Here is a 19641-nt window from a genome sequence, read left to right on the forward strand (position 1 = left end):
TCCTTATCATTGTTGTTTCACGGAAACACAGACCACGGCGCGTACGCGTCAGGTAATCTGACTGTCAGACAACAATTTGACAGAGAAGCGGAGCAATTGGATTGACGACAATGTCAGGGCTGGCCCTTCAACAGAGTCAATTGATGGTCGGCCAGTGACAAAAAAGGCCATGCTGTTTCCAGCATGGCCTTTCCAGGAGGAGAAGAATCGCTCAGGGCTGCTTACACAGCCTCAGCCGGTTCGTCCTCATACTCGAACTCCAGTTCACCATCCTTGAGGTGAATGTGGACATCACCACCATGCTCCGACAGCCGGCCGAACAGGATCTGTTCCGCCAGGGGCCGCTTGATCTTGTCCTGGATCAGGCGAGCCATCGGGCGTGCCCCCATGGTGACATCGTAGCCCTTCTCGGCCAGCCATTCCTTCGCGGCGTCGTCAACGTGGAGCACCACGTGCTTCTCGTCCAACTGCGCCTGCAATTCCGTGAGGAACTTGTCCACCACGTGGGTGATGGTGGCCGGCTGGAGATCACCGAACTGGATAATGCCATCCAGGCGGTTGCGGAACTCCGGCGTAAAGGTCTTGGATATGATTTCCATACCATCCGTGCTGTGGTCCTGCTCGCTGAAGCCAATGGAACGGCGGGCCATGCTTTCAGCACCGGCGTTGGTGGTCATCACCAGGATCACATGACGGAAATCCGCCTTACGACCGTTATTATCCGTGAGCGTACCGTGATCCATCACCTGCAGAAGCAGGTTAAAGACCTCCGGATGAGCCTTCTCGATCTCATCCAGCAACAGCACACAATGCGGATGCTTGCTCACGGATTCCGTCAGCAGACCACCCTGGTCATACCCGACATAGCCCGGAGGCGCACCGATCAACCTGGACACGGTATGCCGCTCCATGTACTCGGACATGTCGAAGCGCACCAGCTCGATACCCAACACCTTGGCCAGTTGCTTGGTGACTTCGGTCTTGCCCACACCCGTGGGGCCGGCAAACAGGAAGGCACCTTCCGGCTTCTCCGGCGCCTTCAGGCCGGCACGGGCCAGCTTGATGGCGGTGGACAATGACTCGATAGCCGGATCCTGCCCGAAGACCACCATCTTGAGATCCCGCTCCAGATTGCGCAGCAGGTCCTTGTCGCTGGTGGATACGTTCTTCGGCGGGATGCGGGCGATATTGGCCACCACATCCTCGATTTCCGACACGTCGATTGTCTTCTTGCGTTTGGCCACCGCCAGCAGACGCTGATGGGCACCGGCTTCGTCGATTACGTCAATCGCCTTGTCCGGCAGGTGGCGATCGGTGATGTAGCGTTCAGACAGCTCCGCCGCCACACGCAGTGCCTGATCGGTGTACTTCAGGTCATGGTGCTTCTCGAAATGGGACTTCAGCCCCTTGAGGATCTGGTAGGTATCCTCAACGCTGGGTTCGTTCACATCAATCTTCTGGAAGCGGCGAGCCAGCGCGCTGTCCTTCTCGAAAATGCCACGGAATTCCTGGAAGGTGGTGGAGCCAATGCACCGGATTTCCCCTGAGCTCAGCATGGGCTTGAGCAGGTTGGAGGCATCCATCACACCGCCGGACGCGGAACCGGCACCGATGATGGTATGGATTTCATCGATGAACAGAATCGCATGCTTCTCTTTCTTCAATTCTGCAAGCAGCCCCTTCAGCCGCTTCTCGAAATCACCCCGGTACTTGGTGCCAGCCAGCAGGGCACCGAGATCAAGTGAATAGACCACCGCGTCAGAAATGATCTCCGGCACCTGGCTATCCACAATGCGCTTGGCAAGGCCTTCGGCAATCGCTGTCTTGCCCACACCCGCTTCGCCCACCAGCAGCGGATTGTTCTTGCGACGGCGAACCAGTATCTGAACCACCCGCTCGACTTCGTGTTCACGTCCGATCAGCGGGTCAATGCGGCCCTGGCGGGCCTGGTCATTCAGGTTGGTTGCGTAGCTTTCCAGCGGACGTGATGCACCGCCTTCTTCTGCGGCTTCATCATGAGACGCCTGATCGTGACCCTCCTGATCTTCGGCACCCTGAACGCGAGAGATGCCATGGGAAACAAAATTCACCACGTCAATGCGGGCGATGCTCTGTTTCTTGAGCACATACACCGCCTGGCTCTCCTGCTCACTGAAGATGGCCACCAGCACATTGGCACCGGTTACCTCCTTCTTGCCAGAGGATTGTACGTGAAATACAGCACGTTGTAGCACGCGCTGGAATCCGAGCGTGGGTTGTGTTTCCCGCTCGCTGTCGTTGCTGGGGATCAGTGGTGTGGTTGAATCCACAAACTCTACGAGTTCTTCCTGAAGCCGGGCCAGGTCTGCACCGCATGCTTTCAGGACGCCCACTGCCGATTCGTTGTCGAGCAAGGCCAGCAAAAGGTGCTCGACGGTCATGAATTCATGACGCTTGTCGCGGGCACTTTTGAAAGCCGCATTCAATGTAATTTCAAGATCTTTGCTCAGCATGGGCCACCCCAAGGTCTATCAGTCCGCACGTTCAATCTCGCAAAGGAGCGGATGTTCGCATTCCGAGGAATACTGGTTCACCTGTGCCGCCTTTGTTTCCGCGATGTCCCGGGTATATACCCCGCATACAGCCTTTCCCTGCGTATGGACGAGCAGCATCACCTGCGTCGCCTTTTCTTCGTTCATTCCGAAGAACTTCATCAACACATCCACTACAAAGTCCATGGGTGTGTAGTCATCGTTCAGAAGCAGAACCCTGAAGCGCGCGGGGCGCTTGAGGGCGGGCTTCTCGGGAGCAACACTGACATCGTCCTGACGTCCTGGCTGTTCGTCCTCCCCCTGATTTAATACTAGTAGAGAATTCTGGATAGTCCGCATGATTCTTTACCGGAAATCGGTGCCTCTGCTTAAAGATGGTTGTCTGCCGCCCGGTTTTCAAGGTACCTCCGGTAACCGGACGTGCGCTGGTTATCAATCTCGCCATGATACAGGCTCCGGCCCCGGTTCAACCATACATTCCGGCTATAACTGCTATTGACTCTGAGCGAATATTGGTCAACAGTACGATAGCAATGTAAAATATTGTAAATTGGCGTAAGAAGCCTATAACAGGCTGCAATCCGTGCAAGGCAAAACGCTCGGCAATAACATCAATAACAAAGACACTGACAGTGAAAGAACAGGGGAGTTCATCATGCCAAGAGGCAAAGTAAAGTGGTTTAACAATGCCAAGGGTTATGGCTTCATTATCGAGGAAGGCTGCAGTGACGATCTGTTTGCTCACTTCTCTTCAGTGCAAATGGAAGGTTACAAAACCTTAAAGGCCGGCCAGGCCGTCACCTTCGATAAAAAGCCCAGCGACAAGGGGATCCACGCGGTCAACATCGTTCCGGAGGAGCAGCCACAGAAGCAGAGTTCCCAAGAGAACGCTTCTGAGAAAACGTCCGGCAGTGACGACGACGTGGAACAGAATCAGGACAGTGGATACCAGGATCAGCCCCGCGCGGCAAACGCTTGACGGCTGACGCCACCACTGCCCAGGCAGATAACACCGGCCCACAATGACCGGCCAGTTAGCCTGTGTTCGGTCGTTCCGCAACCAGATGGGGCGACCGGGCCCTCCTCCCCAACCCCCTCTCTCCCTACTTCTGGCATAATGCGCCTGTTCAAATTCGATTCCCTAAATCAAGGTTCATTTGCCACCATGGCAACGCTGATTCTGTTCAACAAACCGTTCCGGGTGCTTTGCCAGTTCACCGACGAGAAAGGCGGCACGGATGGCACCCTCCGCGCCACCCTTGCCGACTGGCTCAAGATCCCCGCTGTCTACCCTGCCGGGCGGCTTGACTATGATTCGGAAGGTCTCTTGCTGCTAACGGACAACGGGCAACTGCAGCATCAAATTGCCTCTCCCCGGCTGAAAATGCCAAAGACATATTGGGTTCAGGTTGAAGGCGAGATCAGCGAAACGGCACTGAAGAAACTGCGCGAAGGCGTGGAACTCAAAGACGGTAAGACTCGCCCAGCCGAAGTTACGACGATGGCTCCGCCGGAGATCTGGCCCAGAAACCCGCCAGTACGCTACAGAGCATCGATCCCCACGAGCTGGGTGAAGATCACCATCACCGAAGGTAAAAATCGGCAGGTCCGTCGCATGACGGCGGCAGTCGGCTTCCCTACCCTACGATTGGTTCGCTATGGTATTGGAGACTGGACCCTGGACGGGCTTTCGCCCGGCGAATACAGGGCAACATCCGTACATGCGCCTTCGCCCCCGCCTGGAACCGCGGCGCGGAAGGCGGCGAAACCCCGCAAACACGCACCCCGGAGGCGACCCCGCCCATGACCTGGACACCCCACGCCACAGTTGCCGTTATTGTTGAAGATGACCATGGCCGTTTTTTGCTGGTTGAGGAACTCAGCCATGGTCAGGTGGTGCTCAACCAGCCCGCGGGCCACGTAGAGGAAGGCGAAAGGATCCTTGACGCAGCGCAGCGGGAAACCCTGGAGGAGACTGGCTGGGAGGTGGTCCCTGAACACTTTCTTGGCGTCTATACCTACAAGGCCCCCGCCAACGGCGTTACCTACTACCGGTTTTGCTTCTCAGCCAGGGCCCTGGGCCGCGTGACCGATGAGCTGGACGACGGCATTATCGCTGCCCACTGGTTAACACCCGGTGAAATCCGCTCACAGGCCGACAAACTTCGGAGCCCTCTGGTCATGCAATGCATAGAAGATTACCGAAACGGACGCCGCTTTCCCCTGGATGTCATTGTCGAGCCGCAGACGTAACCTGGCTTAAATGCTAGAATCCGCCCCTTTGACCCCGACAGACCCAGACATGACTAAAGCACCTGAAAATACCCGAGTGATTGTCGGCATGTCCGGCGGCGTAGACTCTTCCGTGGCAGCCTGGCTCCTGAAGGACCAGGGTTACCAGGTGGAAGGCCTGTTCATGAAAAACTGGGACGAGGATGACGGCACCGAATACTGCACCGCCATGACCGACCTGGCGGACGCTCAGGCGGTGGCGGAAACCATCGGTATTACGCTGCACACCGCCAGCTTTGCGGCGGAATACTGGGATCGGGTATTCGAGCACTTCCTGTCGGAATACAAGGCTGGCCGGACCCCGAATCCCGATATCCTCTGCAACAAGGAAGTGAAGTTCCGGGCGTTTCTCGATTACGCCATTACCCTGGGCGCTGACTACATTGCCACCGGCCACTACACCCGCCAGCGCCCTCTGAACGACGGCAGTGGCGGAGCCGAACTGCTCAAGGGCCTTGACCCCAACAAGGACCAGAGCTACTTCCTGCACGCCGTCTCTGGCGAACGTATTGCCCGTACGCTCTTTCCGGTGGGCGAGCTTGAAAAACCGGAAGTACGGCGCATTGCCGCCGAACAGGGCTTTATCACCCACGACAAGAAAGACTCCACCGGTATCTGCTTTATCGGGGAACGCAAATTCCGGGACTTCCTCAAACAGTACATTCCCGCGCAGCCCGGAAATATCGAGACCCCCGATGGCCAGGTGATCGGCCGCCATCAGGGCCTGATGTACCACACCATTGGCCAGCGTCAGGGCCTCGGCATTGGTGGCTTGAGTGAGTTTGGCGACGAGCCCTGGTACGTCGCGGAAAAAGACCTGTCCCGCAACGTACTGGTTGCCGTTCAGGGCAAGCATCACCCCCTGCTGTTTTCTCGCGGACTGATCAGCGGACCGGTGGATTGGATTGCCGGCGAAGCTCCGGCTGCGGAGTTCCGCTGCAAAGCCAAGACGCGCTACCGCCAACCGGACCAGGACTGCACGGTAACAGCCCTGGACAACGGGTTCAGGGTTGTCTTTGACGACGCACAGCGCGCCGTCACTCCGGGTCAGTCTGTCGTGTTTTACCGCGACGAGGTCTGCCTTGGTGGCGGCGTTATCGAACAAACCTGGCGGGACGGTGAGCAGACGCCCACAGGAACTGACAACAAGGCGGAAGGAGCCGGCGCATGAGCCGATCGATACACGACCAGACCCTGGCTCTGGCGGGCGTCTTCCAGGCCTCTGCTCTGGTCCAGCAAATAGCCCATTCCGGCCAGTGCGCGGAGTCCAGCTTTGAAACCTGCCTGCGCTCACTGTTCGCCACGCAACCTGAAACGACCCTGGATGTGTTCGGCGGTGAACTGAAGGACCTGCGTGAAGGCCTTTCCACCCTCGCCAGCGTAATGAGCCAACAGAGCAAACAGCAGGACATTGAAGTACTGCGTTACGCCCTGAACCTGATCAACCTCTCTTCCAAGCTTCGTCAAAACAGCGACATGCTGGATGTAATCGGCAGCCGGATCGACCAGGCCCGGCACACCGCAAGCCATTTCGGCTACAGCCACAGCAACCTGATTGCCAACGTGGCGTCGATTTACACGGACACCATCAGCACCTTCCGCCAGCGTATCCAGGTCAGCGGTGAGCCCACGATTCTTCAACGCGAGGAGAATGCGGCCAAAGTACGTGCCCTGTTACTGGCTGGTATTCGCTCCGCCGTCCTTTGGCACCAGACCGGCGGCCGCCGCTGGCAGCTTATCTTCACTCGTCGCAAGGTCATCATGACCGCCCGGGAATTGGCGGAGAAGGCAAACCGCTCGGTTTACGACTGAATCCCGGCCACCACTGGTGTATCATATGCGCCCCCAGTTTTTCTTTTGACCGTATCTTTGATGACTTGAGAGGTTTTCGATGGAACTCAACGCCCTGACCGCCATTTCCCCGGTCGATGGACGCTATGGCAGTAAAGTCAGCGTTTTTCGTGACATTTTCAGTGAATATGGCCTGATCAGGAACCGCGTGACCGTTGAGCTCCGCTGGCTGCAGAAACTGGCGGCCCATCCCGGCATCACCGAGGTGCCTGCCTTCTCTGCCGACGCCAACCAGTTTCTGGATCGAATGATTTCGGAGTTCAATCTGGCAGACGCGGAACGGATCAAGGGCATTGAACGCACCACCAACCATGACGTAAAGGCGGTGGAATACTTCATCAAGGAAAAGATCTCCGAGGTTCCGGAACTGCACGCCGTTACTGAATTCGTGCATTTTGCCTGTACCTCCGAGGACATCAACAACCTCTCCCATGCCCTGATGTTGCGCGAAGGTCTGGACCACGGCCTGCTCCCGGCCATGGAGCGCATCGTTGACAGGCTGGCGGAGCTGGCCCATGAGCACGCGGAACAACCCATGCTGTCGCGCACCCATGGCCAGACGGCCTCGCCCTCCACCGTCGGCAAGGAACTGGCCAACGTGGTTCACCGCTTACGCCGGCAGGTGAAACAGATTCGCGCCGTGGAGCTGATGGGCAAGATCAACGGGGCCGTAGGCAACTACAATGCCCACCTGTCTGCCTACCCATCCATCGACTGGGCCCAGAACGCCAAGGAATTCATTGAAAGCCTGGGCCTGGACTGGAACCCGTACACCACCCAGATTGAACCCCACGATTACATCGCCGAGCTCTACGACGCCATTGCTCGATTCAACACCATTCTGATTGATCTGGACCGGGATATCTGGGGTTATATTTCCCTGGGCTACTTCAAGCAGAAAACCGTGGAAGGCGAAGTAGGCTCGTCCACCATGCCCCATAAGGTCAATCCAATTGATTTCGAGAATTCTGAAGGCAACCTGGGCATCGCCAACGCCCTGTTCAGCCACCTGTCTGCCAAGCTGCCGATTTCCCGCTGGCAGCGTGACCTGACCGACTCAACCGTTCTGCGCAACCTCGGCGTGGGTTTCGCCCATAGCCTGATTGCCTACGAGGCCTCCCTGAAAGGCCTGGGCAAGCTGGAAATCAACCCGGCACGCCTGGACGAAGACCTGGATCACGCCTGGGAAGTCCTGGCGGAGCCGATCCAGACCGTTATGCGCCGGTACAACATCGAGAAGCCCTACGAAAAGTTGAAGGCGCTGACCCGTGGCAAAGCCATGACACCGGATGTGATCAAGGCCTTTGTGGAGTCACTGGACATTCCCGATGCCGCCAAGGCGGAACTGATGGAACTCACTCCCGGCTCTTACATTGGCAACGCCACGCAACAGGCACGGGATATCTGAACCATGCAACTGCCCGGCGGAATGCCCGCCCAGGAATTCCTGCGGGACTACTGGCAAAAAAAACCACTGGTCATCCGCCAGGCCTTTGCGGGCTTTGAGTGCCCTGTCTCGGCCGACGAGTTGGCAGGACTGGCCTGTGAGGACGCTGTTGAATCGCGGATTGTGATCGAGGACGACAACGGCAAGCCCTGGCAGTTGCACAACGGCCCTTTCGAGCCCGAGCGTTTCAGCAAACTGCCAGACAGCCACTGGACACTGCTGGTTCAGGGTCTTGACCACTGGGTTCCTGACTTTGCGGACCTGCTGGACGAATTCCGCTTCGTACCCAACTGGCGGCTGGATGACATTATGGCCAGCTACGCGCCAAAAGGTGGCAGCGTAGGCCCCCACTACGATCAGTACGATGTCTTCCTTCTGCAAGCCGAGGGGCACCGTCGCTGGACCTTTGGCGGCCATTGTGACCACACCTCGCCGCGCGTGGACGGTACGCCGCTACGAATCCTGAGCAGCTGGGACGGCGAGGAAACGGTAACCCTGGCACCGGGAGACATGCTGTACCTGCCGCCGGGCGTTGGCCACCACGGGGTCGCCGAGGACGACTGCATCACCCTGTCTATCGGGTTCCGCGCGCCTACGGTCGACGATGTACTGACAGGCTTCACCGACTTCCTGTGCAGCCGCTCCGATGCCTCTGAACACCTGGATGATCCGGACCTGAAGGTCCAGGACAACCCCGGCGCCATCAAGCCCGACGTTATCCATCGGCTTGACCGCCTCATCCGCGACCAACTCAGTGATCAACGCCAGTTGGCACTCTGGTTCGGCCAGTACTCAACGGCACCCAAGAGTCTGGAAATCGTTGTGCCCGCGGAAGAACCGGTCACACCAGAGTTGCTGGGCGAGTTGATTGCGGCCGGCAACCCATTGCGCTGGAACGAGGGCTCACGTTTCGCCTACCATGACTTCGAGGACGAAACCGCCCTGTTCGTGGACGGTGAGCAGTTCCTGCTTCGGGGCGACGCACGGCCCCTGGCACCCCTTCTTTGTGCCAGCGCTCGCCCGGACATGGGCGCACTGGCCAGCTTTGCCGGTGACGATGCCATACAGGGTCTTCTGAGCACACTCGTCAACCAGGGCTCTCTGTACTTTGACTGACATCTGACTGAAACCTGGGTGAAGGCAGCATGAACGTACGGGTTCGAAAATACAGCTGGCAACTGGCGCCGGCCGATGTCCGGAACATCCGCCAGTCCGTATTCGTGGACGAGCAAAAAGTCCCACCGGAACTGGAGTGGGACGACACCGACGAAATTGCCGACCACTACCTGATGGTATTACCCGACAACACCCCCGTTGGCGTCGCCCGCCTGTTCTCCACGTTGGAGGAAACGGCACACATCGGCCGCATGGCTATTCTTCCGGCACACCGGGGCAAGGGTCTGGGTGAAGTCCTGCTACGCCATCTTGTCTCCGAAGCCGCAGAGCGTTTCACCGAGCTGCAACTTTCCGCCCAGGAACACGCCATCCCCTTCTACCAACGCTCGGGCTTTCACGTGTGCTCCGACCTCTACGACGACGCCGGAATCCCCCATGTCGACATGCGCTGCCTCGCTCCGAAGCTGGTGAACGACGCCTATTCAACCCGCGAGAACCCCATGTTGTTGGGCGAAGATCGGGACGCCTGGCTGTTTGACCGCGAGAGCACCATGGTAGATCTGATCGACTCCCTGACTGGCCAGGCGCGTCAGCGGCTCTGGCTGTATGACCGGGTGCTGGACCATGATCTCTATGACCGCCTGCGCTTCCGGGAGCTGATATCCGGCCTGGCCCGTCGACATCGGCTCAGTGACGTGCGGCTTCTGATTCACGATGACAAGCCGCTGGTCCAGCGCCGTCACCAGATTGTTGAACTGATGCGCCGCCTGCCCAGCCGGATTGAACTGAGGCTGGTGAACGAGGATTACCCGGTGGACGACCAGCCCTTCCTGCTCGCGGACCGCGAGGGCGTGGTTTACCGGCATGACTTCTACAAGCCGGAAGGCTTTGCAACGTTTGCCAACAGCGGCCGGGTAAAACTACTCGCTGAGTCGTTCCAGCGCATGTGGGATGCAGGAAGGAGTTCTCTGGAACTGCGAGAACTACCGCTCTGAGTGGCGGATACCGGGCACCCCGGTGGATTCAAACTGTGCTCCGAACGGGGCAAATTCCGCGTCTACCTCTTCCGCCACTTCGGCAATCAGCTTACGTAACCACTGGTGATCCGTGTTGTGTTGCAACAGCGGGCTCCAGGCCATTTTGAGCTCGAACGGTGGTATCTCGAACGGTGGCACTTTAACCACCAGGTTGGCGTTGTCTTTCTGCAACCAGGCCGCCCGGCATGGCAGCGTGGCGATCAGGTCGTGCTGCTCCGCCAGCAGCATCGCCACCTGGTAATGCCGCGTAAACACGGAAATCTGGCGTTTTCGGCCCATCAGTGACAAGGCCTCGTCCACCCACCCCAGGCGCTGGACGTCTTTCGGGTTCACCCCCACCCCGACACCAAACCCGGTCTTGCTGACCCAGATATGACTGGCGTCCAGGTAGGTATCGAGGGTAAACGGCTCCTTGAGTATCGGGTTACGTGCGTTCATCAGGCAGGCAAAGTACTCCGTCCACAAAGTTTTCTGGTGGAACGACTGGGGGATCTTGTCAAAACGGTTGATCGCCATATCGAGGCGCCCCTGCTCCACGTCGAGGAAGCTCACGTCACTGGGGGTAAGAACATCCAGAGTCACATGAGGCGCTTCCTGACGAATCCGGCGAAGTACCCGTGGCATCAGGCAGGATTCCGCGTAGTCACTGGCCATGATCCGAAACACGCGCTGACTTTCCATAGCCGCGAACGCGGTTTTCTCATGAACCGCCTGCTCAATATCGGACAGAATGCTCCGCACCAGTGGCTGTAGCTCAGTGGCACGCTCGGTTGCGGTCATCCCCTCACTGGTACGAACCAGCAGCGGGTCTCCGAACAGGTCCCGCAGTCGGCGCAGACCGTTGCTCATCGCGGGCTGGGTAATCCCAAGATGATTGGCGGCTTTGGTGACGTTCCGCTCCCTCAACAGTACATCGAGATAAACAAGCAGATTGAGGTCTACCCGGGAAATGTCCATGACGTGGCCCCTATCGGAAGTAACACGTAAAAACGGCTTTTATTCACTAGAATAATGCTCAACAGGGTATCAATTCATCGGATTGATATGAAGCTGCAATCTTTCACATTTCAGAACGGAATCATCCGGGGTTTTCTGCTAATCTTCCGTATACTTGCTGGATTTCTCCGGATTTTTTCTGTGGCCGGAGCTGCCAGTGGCCTGTCCATTCAGCCGGAGTGTTTGCAACAAGATGGATACCACAATGATTGTGCTGCTACTGGCGGCTGTCGTTACCGTTTCGATCATTATTATTGTGGCCAGTCAGATGCGAGAGCGCGCACGTATCGAGCGTATTCGTAAAACAACGGCTCTGGAAGACAGCTACAAAAGAGCCGGCCGCCTGCTCTCCGAAATCCCGGGCCAGTATTTCACTGCAGATTTGAAACTGCTATTGATCAAGCGGATGGAGGAGTCTTGCAAAGACCTCCAGGCCCTGAAATCTGATCAGCCCGTTGAAGAACGACTGAGTGCTGTACAACAGCTGAAAAAGTCCGTAATGGACGGCGAAGACAAGCGCACTCCGATCAAGATCGACTCCCCCGAAAAGTCCACCTATGTCCAGGAGCTGCTGCAAAATCTGTTCAAGATGATCGAGGGCATGCACAAGGCCGGCAAGATTGATAGCGCCACCGCCAAGAAAAACCTGAAGTTCGTGTTGTTCCTGGTGCACAAGACCCACGCCGACCTGCATGTGTTCCAGGCACGCGATTATGTGAAGCAGAACCAGATTCGAAAGGCCATTCACGCCTATCATCTGGCCAGTACCGAAATGGGCAAGTCCAGGGACAACCCGATGGCCATGAAAGCCGTGAAAAGTTTCCGTACCCGCATCAAGGAACTGGAAGCCATCAAGGGGGACGAAGAACACAGTGCCGCGGCCGCGGGCCAGTCAAGCCTGGACAAGGAATGGGATACGTTCCTCCACGACGATGAGTGGCGCAAGAAAGCCGACTACGACGACTAGGCGCCAACTGGCGCCCCGCGAAAACCACCGAAACGTTACAACAGGGACCGTGAAACGCCGTGACAACTGCATTCCAAAAGCGGCTATCCTATCGCCTGACCCGTGACACCGTTTTAATCGCAATGGTATTGGGCCTTGTGCTCAACATTGTCCAGGTCACTCTCGATTATTTCAGCGCCAGGGACTCCATGGAGCAGGAGATCCGTGCGCTCATCGAAATCAGTCACAGCCCCGCTTCGCAGATCGCCTACAACATCGACATCCGGCTTGCGGAAGAGCTTCTTGATGGCTTGCTTCGCCATCCCGCAACCATCGACGCCCGTATTATCGATAACAATGGCCAAACCATGGCTGCGGCGAGCCAAAGCAGCCCGGATTCGCGCTATCGGTGGATCAGCGACCTGCTCTTTGGTGACAGCCGCGTATTCAGTCAGGAACTGGTGGTACCGCAGCTGAGCGACCTCTCCCTCGGGAGCCTCACGGTCACCATCGATACCTACCACTACGGCCTGCTGTTCCTCCAACGCGCGGGCTATACCGTCATCAGCGGCCTGCTGAAAAGCCTGGTGCTGACTGCTGCACTGCTGTTCATTTTCTTCTTTGTGCTGACCCGGCCCATGCTGAACGTCATCGGTGCTCTGAGCCGGGTCAAGGCTGAAACGCCTGAGAAGGTCCGGCTTCCTGTGCCGGAGAATCATCGTGAAGATGAGATCGGGCTGATGGTGGGTGTCATCAACCAGCATCTGGAAACCATCGATTCCAGCCTCGCACAGCTCAGGATGGCCGAAAGTGCGATGAAGAACTACTCCAGCCAGCTGGAACAGGAGGTGGAAGACCGCACTCGGGAAATTTCCGAGAAGAACGATGCCTTGCAGCGAGGCAACCGCGCCCTGGTTCGCGCCAAAGAGGACGCTGTACGCCGTGCCAGAGCCCGTGCCAATTTCCTGGCCAGCATGAGCCATGAGATACGCACACCACTCAACGGTGTTCTGGGGATGTTGGGCCTGGCGCTGGAAGGCGACATGGAACAGGCACAACGAAACCGGTTGGAAATTGCGCTCAATGCCGGCCAGAGTTTGCTCGGTCTGTTAAACGACATCCTGGACATCTCCAAGGTCGAAGCCGGGAAATTGAGCCTGGAGAACATCCCGTTTTCACTCCGCAACCTGGTGGAAGAATGTGCGACACTGCATGCCCAACAAGCCAGGCGCAAGAATATTGACGTTGTGGCGGACATCGACTGTGACCTGCCCGAAAGCTTTCTTGGCGATCCCACCCGAACTCGGCAGATCCTGAACAATCTGCTCAGTAACGCTATTAAATTCACCGAGCAAGGCTTCGTCCGCATCCACGCCACCCGCTACAACGGCAACGTACGCATTGACGTTGTCGACACCGGTATCGGCATGTCCAAGGAAGGGCTGCACAGGATATTCTCACCCTTCTCACAGGCTGACAGTGACACTACCCGGCTCTATGGCGGCACTGGCCTGGGCCTGACACTGTGTCGTCAACTGGTGGAGCGGATGCATGGCCAGATCCTGGTAGATTCCGAGGAGCACGAAGGCACACACTTCACTGTGAACCTGCCCCTGCCGGTTCACGATGAGCAGGAAAGCCAACCGTCGATGCCGGCTATTCCAAGCCTACTTCAGCAGGTAGGTGTCGATATCGGGATGCCCCGGGACTATCCGCACCGCACGCCCATCGAGCATCAACTGAGAGCCTGGGGCATTCCACTGCGCGAGGCGGCACCCGACGGAGAGGGAATTCTGATGATCGCCGCCAACGAAAGCGACGAGACCGCGGCACAACTGGCATCGTCCTGGTCCGGCACCGGCATTATTCTGGTGGACCGGGACGGCTCCGCCCATCCCACCAAAGATCGTCAGATACTGTCGATGCCACTCAGACGTGAGCAGTTGTACCGAACACTGTGCAGGGCCGCTGGGCTGGACACCGGGGACAGGGCAAGAATCATCGCAACCCCGGCTGGCGTGTCACGCACGCTGAATCTTCTTCTGGTCGAAGACAACCAGGTAAATCAGGTGGTCGCCAGCAGCATGCTGAAAAAGCTGGGCCACACCGTCACCCTGGCCGAAAACGGCAAACAGGCACTGGAAGCCTTGCAGCAAGGCGAAAGGAGATTCGATATTGTACTGATGGATTGCCAAATGCCGGTGATGGACGGCTATGAGGCCACCCGTAACATTCGTGAAAACCCTGAGTGGCAGGATCTGCCAGTGATCGCGGTCACCGCCAACGTCATGCAGGGAGACCGGGACGACTGCCTCGAGTCCGGCATGAATGACTACATCACCAAACCTTACAATCGTGCCGACCTGAAATCCATTATTGACCGCTGGGCGCCTCCCCAGCCTCCAGAAGACTGAGGACAGATCGCAGCTCTTCCCTCAATTCCACAATGCGCTCCTGATCAATGCCCGTACCACACAGCAGGCGGCCGGGAATGTCCCGAGCCTGCTGGCGCATGGCACTGCCCTTCTCAGTGGGGGCGACCGTAACCACTCGCTCATCGGTGGTATCCCGCAAACGGGTGACCAGATCACGCTCAGCCAGACGTTTGAGCAGCGGCGTCAGGGTTCCGGAATCCAGGCGCAGTCGTTTACCCAGGTCAGACACCCTGACCGTCTGTCCATTCTCCCCGGCTTCCCACAACACCAACATGACCAGATACTGCGGATAGGTCAGATTCAGTTCCGCCAGCAGCGGACGATAGCGGGCGGTTATTGCCCGGTTGGCGGCGTAGAGGGCAAAACAGAGCTGATTATCCAGCGCCAGGACGTCGTCTTCGTCAGTCATGGTTCACAGTAACGCTTCAATGTCGGCGCGAATGGCAGACGGCTTGGTGGTCGGCGGGTAACGACGCACCACTTCACCCTCACGATTCACCAGGAACTTGGTGAAGTTCCATTTTACAGCTTCTGATCCCAACAGCCCCTTGGCACTGTGCTTCAGGTACTCAAACAGCGGGTGGGCATTAGGGCCGTTGACGTCAATCTTTGCGAACATGGGAAACTCCACGCCGTAGTTAAGGCTACAGAATTCGCTGATGGCCTTGTCGTCCGCCGGGTCCTGATTCCGGAACTGGTTGCAGGGGAAACCGAGCACTTCGAGGCCTTTTTCTTTCAGCTCGACGTACAGGGACTGCAAACCCTCGAACTGGGGAGTGAAACCGCATTTGCTGGCCGTGTTTACGATCAACAGAACTTTGCCACGGAACTCATCCAGGGAATGCTCCTCACCGCGAATATCGGCCGCGTTAAAGTCGTAGATGCTTTGGGTGCTCATTACATTCCTCCCTTGTATTTTTCGCTATTATATTTTGCACAACCCTATTTACAACTGATTCCGTCACGGTTGTCACGCTCAGTTCATGGAATCTGTGAGCTTTGGGCGTTAAATCTCCGCATTTGTGCCACAATTCATCACAATTGGCCTGTTGCCGCCGGCCGTTGCTCCGCTAGAATACAGGCTTGTCTTTGAAACATGGCACTTGTCATCTTACCGATCTAAGGAAATACCGGGCTTATGCAGAACTATCTCAAATCCGCCAAGCTGGATAACGTGTGTTACGAGATACGTGGCGTGGTTCTGCGTGAAGCCCGTCGGCTGGAGGAAGAGGGCCACCGGGTTCTCAAGCTCAATATCGGCAACCCAGCGGCTTTCGAACTGGACGTTCCCGAGGAAATCCAGCAGGACGTTATTCACAACATGCCCCTGGCCCAGGGGTATGTGGAATCAAAGGGGTTGTTCTCTGCGCGTAAGGCGGTGATGCACTATTGCCAGCAACGTGGCATCGACAAGGTGGATATCGACGATATCTACCTGGGCAACGGCGTCAGCGAAATGATCGTGATGTCCATGCAGGCCATGCTCAATACCGGCGACGAGGTTCTGATCCCGGCCCCTGACTATCCGCTCTGGACGGCCGCCGTGACCCTGTCCAGTGGCAAGCCGGTTCACTACCGATGCGACGAGCAACAGGACTGGTTCCCGGATATCGACGATATCCGCAAGAAAATCACCCGCCGCACCCGGGCTATCGTGCTTATCAACCCCAACAACCCCACCGGCGCCGTGTACTCCCGCGAATTGCTGGAACAGGTGGTGGAACTGGCGCGGCAGCACAACCTGATCGTGCTGTCAGATGAGATCTACGACAAAATCCTGTACGACGGCACTGAACACGTCCCCACCGCGTCACTGGCGGATGACGTGCTGTTCTTTACCTATAACGGCCTGTCCAAGAACTATCGTGCCGCCGGTTACCGTTCCGGCTGGATGATTATCAGCGGCGCCAAACACCGCGCGCGGGACCTGGTCGAGGGCATCGAAATGCTCTCCAACATGCGCCTGTGTGCCAACGTACCGGCACAGCTGGCCATCCAGACCGCACTTGGGGGCTACCAGTCAATCGAAGACCTGGTGGCACCGGGCGGTCGCCTGTTCGAACAACGGGAAACCGCCTGGAACCTGCTCAATGATATTCCAGGCGTCAGCTGTGTGAAGCCCAAAGGCGCTCTATATCTGTTTCCAAAGCTGGACCCGAAGCGCTTCCCCATCGTCAATGACGAAAAGCTGGTACTGGACCTGCTGCTGCAGGAGCGCATCCTCCTGGTTCAGGGTTCCGCCTTCAACATCGACGACAAGCAACACCTGCGCGTGGTCTTCCTACCCCGCGAGGACGCCCTTGAGGATGCCATGAAGCGTTTGGCACACTTCCTGTCGTCTTACCAGTTGTGAAGGGGGCTTGATGGCGGACATTCATATCGAAGAGTTCTACAAGGACGCCGCAATCGCCCTGGTTCAGCTCTACAATGCCTTTCCCCGCCGGGTCAACCTGTTTGTGGAAGACATTGCTGGCCCCGACGAACCAGACGAGTTCGGGCTCCACAGCAAGCGGCACATGGCCTGCTTCGGCACCCTGCTCTGGTTAGCTGAGGAAGGCCTGCTCCGCTACGTGGATACCATCCGCCAGGAAGCCCTGGACCAGGCCGTGCTGACCCAGCGGGCGTTCGTGCGCCTGAGTTCGCCTGCCAGCCCAGATCTGCATGAAGAAAACAACGCTGACAGCAGCCAGGACCTGCCACCGGCTATCCGCGAGGATTTTTCCACGCACATACACATGCTTCGCAACGCCCTCCGAAGCGGTAGCTCCGCAAAAATCAGCCGCGTAATGCAGGCGACGTTCTTTCGCGACCGGTCCGATCATTAAATTGGCGTAAACCTGTTGAACATGGCCACACTGGCCACATATAAATACCCAGACACAAACCGCGGTCTGCGGCCGACGATTCAACAAGGGATTCAAGATGCGTATTCTGCTGTTTCTTGCCACCAACCTGGCCGTCATTCTTGTCGCCAGTTTTACCCTGAAACTTCTGGGTGTTGACAGCTATCTCGCCCAGAACGGTATCCAGTACGGTTCGCTGCTTGCCTTCGCTGCGGTCTTCGGCTTTGCCGGCGCCATTGTATCGCTGCTGATTTCCAAGCCCGTGGCTAAGTGGAGCACCAAGGCAAAGGTGATCGAGTCGCCGCGTACGCCGGCTGAGCGCTGGCTGGTAGACACCGTTCGCGAGCTTTCAGAAAATGCCGGCATCGGTATGCCGGAAGTCGCCATTTTCCCGGCTTCACAATCCAATGCTTTTGCCACCGGCTGGAACAAGAACAACTCGCTGGTAGCCGTCAGCGAGGGGCTGCTGCACCGCTTTAACAAGGAGGAAATTCGTGCGGTCCTGGGCCACGAAATAGGCCACGTGGCCAACGGCGACATGGTAACCCTCGCGCTGATTCAGGGTGTGGTGAACACGTTCGTGATTTTTGCGTCCCGCGTGATCGGCTCGTTTGTTGACCGCGTGGTGTTCAAGAACGAAAGCGGGCATGGTATCGGCTTCTTCGTGGTCAGTATCGTGGCGGAAATCGTGCTGGGCATTCTTGCCAGTACCATTGTGTTCTGGTTCTCGCGTCGCCGGGAATACCGTGCCGACATCGCTGGCGCGCAACTGGCAGGCCGTGGCGCCATGATCAACGCCCTGGCGCGGCTGAAACAGGAAAGCGAAGTGCCTGATCAAATGCCCGACAGCCTGCAGGCGTTTGGCATCAATCGAGGTGCAAGGGCGGGCATCAGCGCCCTGTTCATGACACACCCGCCGCTGGACAGCCGGATCGAGGCTCTGAAGAGCGCGCAGCTGTAATCGGCGCGAACAGGCGCGTTCGAAGGAACGTCAGAGCTTCAGCTTGAAGCCAAGGGCCCGGAAAGTATCCTGCATGGATTTACTGGTGCCCTTGAGCTGGATCTTCAAACTGGAAAACTCCCGCCGGACCGGATAATCCCGGCGCAACCGGTCAAAGGCCTGCGCCCGATCCTCCGGCGGCAACGCCATTGCCAGCCGCATGCGAGCGTCATCCTGGCGCGGATCGTAGCAGGACCGTATGGCAATATTGGCTGACGCCATTTCTTCTGCAGCACTGGTAAAGGAGAGTTTGCTCAACGCTGGTTCTGGCAGGAACTGACCAGCCTTCTTGCGGGCGGGCAGTCCCATATAGCGACTCAGCGCCTGGTACACCACCTCACTACCCTGCACCTTGCCCTCCAGGCTATAGCCTGCGATATGGGGAGTGACAAGCCATACTTTTTCCACCAGTTCAGCGTTAACCCGGGGCTCATGCTCAAAGACATCCAGTACCACTGTAGGCGCGTTTGGCGCTTCCAGACGCGCCAGCAAGGAGGAGGTTTCAATAACTTCGCCCCGGCTGGTATTGATCAGCAACTGGTCTTCAGTCAACGAAGACAATCGTTCCTGCCCGAACATATGAAGCGTTGCGTGCTCTCCCTCGCGGGTCAGTGGCGTGTGCAGTGTTACCACGTCGCACGCCATGGCCTCGTCAAGACTGACAAATTTCTCGCCTTCGTCGCCTTCCCTTTCGGCCCGTGGCGGGTCACAAAGGCGCACATTGAAACCGAGCCTGTCCAGCTTGTGTGCAAGCTCTCCACCTACATTGCCGGCACCCACGATACCAACACTGAGTTTTGACCAATCCGCCACGCCACGCTTTTCCGCGTGCAGTGAGATCACTGACAGCACGTACTCAACCACACTGTTGGCGTTGCAGCCGGGCGCCGCCGAAAACGCGATCCCACTGGATTCAAGCCATTTCTGATCAACATGGTCGGTACCGATGGTACAGGTTCCAACGAAGCGGACCCGGCTTCCTTCAAGCAACGCCTGATTGACCCGAGTGACTGAACGCACCAGCAGGATATCCGCATTCTGAACATCCGCAGCAGACATCGTGCGCCCGGACACTGGTCGTATCTCTCCGATATCGCCAAAAAACGATTCCAGTAAGGGTATGTTCTCGTCCGCTACTATCCGCATG

19 protein-coding genes are annotated in these 19641 nt (G+C 57.5%); 13 read left to right on the top strand and 6 right to left on the bottom strand.

Annotated features, from left to right (window positions below; genetic code table 11):
• Positions 1 to 221: 221 nt before the first annotated feature.
• Positions 222 to 2492: an ATP-dependent Clp protease ATP-binding subunit ClpA gene (gene clpA, locus JJO78_RS09875; protein ID WP_036205311.1), complete on the bottom strand. Its 2271-nt coding sequence runs from the start codon at positions 2490 to 2492 to the stop codon at positions 222 to 224.
• Between the two features lie 18 nt (positions 2493 to 2510).
• Positions 2511 to 2870 carry an ATP-dependent Clp protease adapter ClpS gene (gene clpS, locus JJO78_RS09880; protein ID WP_036205304.1) on the bottom strand — a complete coding sequence of 120 codons (360 nt, stop codon included), beginning with the start codon at positions 2868 to 2870 and terminating at the stop codon, positions 2511 to 2513.
• A gap of 316 nt (positions 2871 to 3186) precedes the next feature.
• Between clpS and JJO78_RS09885 the strand changes: the two genes are divergently transcribed.
• The 8 genes from JJO78_RS09885 to JJO78_RS09920 all read left to right on the top strand — a co-directional run bounded on the left by JJO78_RS09885 (position 3187) and on the right by JJO78_RS09920 (position 10232).
• Positions 3187 to 3510, top strand: coding sequence for a cold shock domain-containing protein (locus JJO78_RS09885; protein ID WP_041336669.1), 324 nt, complete (start codon positions 3187 to 3189; stop codon positions 3508 to 3510).
• Positions 3511 to 3696: 186 nt separating this feature from the next.
• Positions 3697 to 4338 (top strand): pseudouridine synthase, encoded by a 642-nt coding sequence (locus tag JJO78_RS09890; protein WP_041336668.1) that lies wholly within the window; start codon positions 3697 to 3699, stop codon positions 4336 to 4338.
• The gene (locus JJO78_RS09895; protein WP_041334261.1) at positions 4335 to 4784 is read left to right on the top strand and encodes an NUDIX hydrolase; all 450 of its coding nucleotides are present in this window, start codon (positions 4335 to 4337) and stop codon (positions 4782 to 4784) included. The genes JJO78_RS09890 and JJO78_RS09895 overlap by 4 nt, the downstream gene beginning before the upstream one ends.
• Before the next feature lie 49 nt (positions 4785 to 4833).
• Positions 4834 to 5994, top strand: a complete 1161-nt coding sequence (gene mnmA / locus JJO78_RS09900) for a tRNA 2-thiouridine(34) synthase MnmA (protein ID WP_075196225.1) — start codon at positions 4834 to 4836, stop codon at positions 5992 to 5994.
• On the top strand, positions 5991 to 6635 hold the full coding sequence (gene hflD / locus JJO78_RS09905; RefSeq protein WP_036205300.1) for a high frequency lysogenization protein HflD: 645 nt from the start codon (positions 5991 to 5993) through the stop codon (positions 6633 to 6635). Before mnmA ends, hflD begins: the two co-directional genes overlap by 4 nt.
• Positions 6636 to 6714: 79 nt before the next feature.
• Entirely contained in the window at positions 6715 to 8082 is a 1368-nt protein-coding gene (gene purB, locus JJO78_RS09910; RefSeq protein ID WP_127401506.1) for an adenylosuccinate lyase, read from the top strand.
• A gap of 3 nt (positions 8083 to 8085) precedes the next feature.
• Positions 8086 to 9237 (top strand): cupin domain-containing protein, encoded by a 1152-nt coding sequence (locus tag JJO78_RS09915; protein WP_075196226.1) that lies wholly within the window; start codon positions 8086 to 8088, stop codon positions 9235 to 9237.
• Between the two features lie 29 nt (positions 9238 to 9266).
• Positions 9267 to 10232 (top strand): GNAT family N-acetyltransferase, encoded by a 966-nt coding sequence (locus JJO78_RS09920; RefSeq protein ID WP_127401508.1) that lies wholly within the window; start codon positions 9267 to 9269, stop codon positions 10230 to 10232.
• Here JJO78_RS09920 and JJO78_RS09925 read toward each other — a convergent pair.
• Positions 10221 to 11231: a LysR family transcriptional regulator gene (locus JJO78_RS09925; protein WP_007153713.1), complete on the bottom strand. Its 1011-nt coding sequence runs from the start codon at positions 11229 to 11231 to the stop codon at positions 10221 to 10223. The two genes, JJO78_RS09920 and JJO78_RS09925, sit on opposite strands and share 12 nt — an antisense overlap.
• 232 nt (positions 11232 to 11463) lie before the next feature.
• Here JJO78_RS09925 and JJO78_RS09930 point away from each other — a divergent pair, with 232 nt between their 5' ends.
• Together JJO78_RS09930 and JJO78_RS09935 are read left to right on the top strand one after the other, a co-directional pair.
• Complete coding sequence (locus JJO78_RS09930; RefSeq protein WP_041336667.1) at positions 11464 to 12237, top strand: hypothetical protein; 774 nt, start codon at positions 11464 to 11466, stop codon at positions 12235 to 12237.
• Positions 12238 to 12359: 122 nt separating this feature from the next.
• Entirely contained in the window at positions 12360 to 14630 is a 2271-nt protein-coding gene (locus tag JJO78_RS09935; protein ID WP_228209954.1) for a hybrid sensor histidine kinase/response regulator, read from the top strand.
• Here JJO78_RS09935 and JJO78_RS09940 read toward each other — a convergent pair.
• Together JJO78_RS09940 and JJO78_RS09945 are read right to left on the bottom strand one after the other, a co-directional pair.
• Positions 14590 to 15060 carry a MarR family winged helix-turn-helix transcriptional regulator gene (locus tag JJO78_RS09940; protein ID WP_036205291.1) on the bottom strand — a complete coding sequence of 157 codons (471 nt, stop codon included), beginning with the start codon at positions 15058 to 15060 and terminating at the stop codon, positions 14590 to 14592. The two genes, JJO78_RS09935 and JJO78_RS09940, sit on opposite strands and share 41 nt — an antisense overlap.
• A 3-nt stretch (positions 15061 to 15063) precedes the next feature.
• Positions 15064 to 15549: a glutathione peroxidase gene (locus tag JJO78_RS09945; RefSeq protein ID WP_273623540.1), complete on the bottom strand. Its 486-nt coding sequence runs from the start codon at positions 15547 to 15549 to the stop codon at positions 15064 to 15066.
• 240 nt (positions 15550 to 15789) lie between these two features.
• Between JJO78_RS09945 and JJO78_RS09950 the strand changes: the two genes are divergently transcribed.
• The 3 genes from JJO78_RS09950 (at position 15790) to htpX (ending at position 18455) form a co-directional block, all read left to right on the top strand.
• Positions 15790 to 17004, top strand: coding sequence for a pyridoxal phosphate-dependent aminotransferase (locus tag JJO78_RS09950; RefSeq protein ID WP_273623541.1), 1215 nt, complete (start codon positions 15790 to 15792; stop codon positions 17002 to 17004).
• 10 nt (positions 17005 to 17014) lie between these two features.
• The gene (locus tag JJO78_RS09955; RefSeq protein WP_041334247.1) at positions 17015 to 17476 is read left to right on the top strand and encodes a hypothetical protein; all 462 of its coding nucleotides are present in this window, start codon (positions 17015 to 17017) and stop codon (positions 17474 to 17476) included.
• Between the two features lie 97 nt (positions 17477 to 17573).
• Positions 17574 to 18455, top strand: a complete 882-nt coding sequence (htpX, locus tag JJO78_RS09960; protein WP_091641347.1) for a protease HtpX — start codon at positions 17574 to 17576, stop codon at positions 18453 to 18455.
• A gap of 30 nt (positions 18456 to 18485) precedes the next feature.
• Here the strand turns inward: htpX and pdxB are convergent, their stop codons facing one another.
• Entirely contained in the window at positions 18486 to 19640 is a 1155-nt protein-coding gene (pdxB, locus tag JJO78_RS09965; protein ID WP_127401514.1) for a 4-phosphoerythronate dehydrogenase PdxB, read from the bottom strand.
• Position 19641: the final 1 nt, after the last annotated feature.

It is taken from the genome of Marinobacter sp. DS40M6 (assembly GCF_028581595.1).
GTDB lineage: Bacteria > Pseudomonadota > Gammaproteobacteria > Pseudomonadales > Oleiphilaceae > Marinobacter > Marinobacter salarius.

Coding starts and splice junctions, on each gene's coding strand:
- JJO78_RS09945 (WP_273623540.1), bottom strand. CDS start 15,549: ATGAGCACCCAAAGCATCTACGACTTTAACGCGGCCGATATTCGCGGT.
- JJO78_RS09935 (WP_228209954.1), top strand. CDS start 12,360: ATGGTATTGGGCCTTGTGCTCAACATTGTCCAGGTCACTCTCGATTAT.
- JJO78_RS09895 (WP_041334261.1), top strand. CDS start 4,335: ATGACCTGGACACCCCACGCCACAGTTGCCGTTATTGTTGAAGATGAC.
- JJO78_RS09940 (WP_036205291.1), bottom strand. CDS start 15,060: ATGACTGACGAAGACGACGTCCTGGCGCTGGATAATCAGCTCTGTTTT.
- JJO78_RS09930 (WP_041336667.1), top strand. CDS start 11,464: ATGGATACCACAATGATTGTGCTGCTACTGGCGGCTGTCGTTACCGTT.
- mnmA (WP_075196225.1), top strand. CDS start 4,834: ATGACTAAAGCACCTGAAAATACCCGAGTGATTGTCGGCATGTCCGGC.
- hflD (WP_036205300.1), top strand. CDS start 5,991: ATGAGCCGATCGATACACGACCAGACCCTGGCTCTGGCGGGCGTCTTC.
- JJO78_RS09890 (WP_041336668.1), top strand. CDS start 3,697: ATGGCAACGCTGATTCTGTTCAACAAACCGTTCCGGGTGCTTTGCCAG.
- JJO78_RS09885 (WP_041336669.1), top strand. CDS start 3,187: ATGCCAAGAGGCAAAGTAAAGTGGTTTAACAATGCCAAGGGTTATGGC.
- JJO78_RS09950 (WP_273623541.1), top strand. CDS start 15,790: ATGCAGAACTATCTCAAATCCGCCAAGCTGGATAACGTGTGTTACGAG.
- clpS (WP_036205304.1), bottom strand. CDS start 2,870: ATGCGGACTATCCAGAATTCTCTACTAGTATTAAATCAGGGGGAGGAC.
- JJO78_RS09920 (WP_127401508.1), top strand. CDS start 9,267: ATGAACGTACGGGTTCGAAAATACAGCTGGCAACTGGCGCCGGCCGAT.
- clpA (WP_036205311.1), bottom strand. CDS start 2,492: ATGCTGAGCAAAGATCTTGAAATTACATTGAATGCGGCTTTCAAAAGT.
- JJO78_RS09955 (WP_041334247.1), top strand. CDS start 17,015: ATGGCGGACATTCATATCGAAGAGTTCTACAAGGACGCCGCAATCGCC.
- JJO78_RS09925 (WP_007153713.1), bottom strand. CDS start 11,231: ATGGACATTTCCCGGGTAGACCTCAATCTGCTTGTTTATCTCGATGTA.
- htpX (WP_091641347.1), top strand. CDS start 17,574: ATGCGTATTCTGCTGTTTCTTGCCACCAACCTGGCCGTCATTCTTGTC.
- pdxB (WP_127401514.1), bottom strand. CDS start 19,640: ATGCGGATAGTAGCGGACGAGAACATACCCTTACTGGAATCGTTTTTT.
- JJO78_RS09915 (WP_075196226.1), top strand. CDS start 8,086: ATGCAACTGCCCGGCGGAATGCCCGCCCAGGAATTCCTGCGGGACTAC.
- purB (WP_127401506.1), top strand. CDS start 6,715: ATGGAACTCAACGCCCTGACCGCCATTTCCCCGGTCGATGGACGCTAT.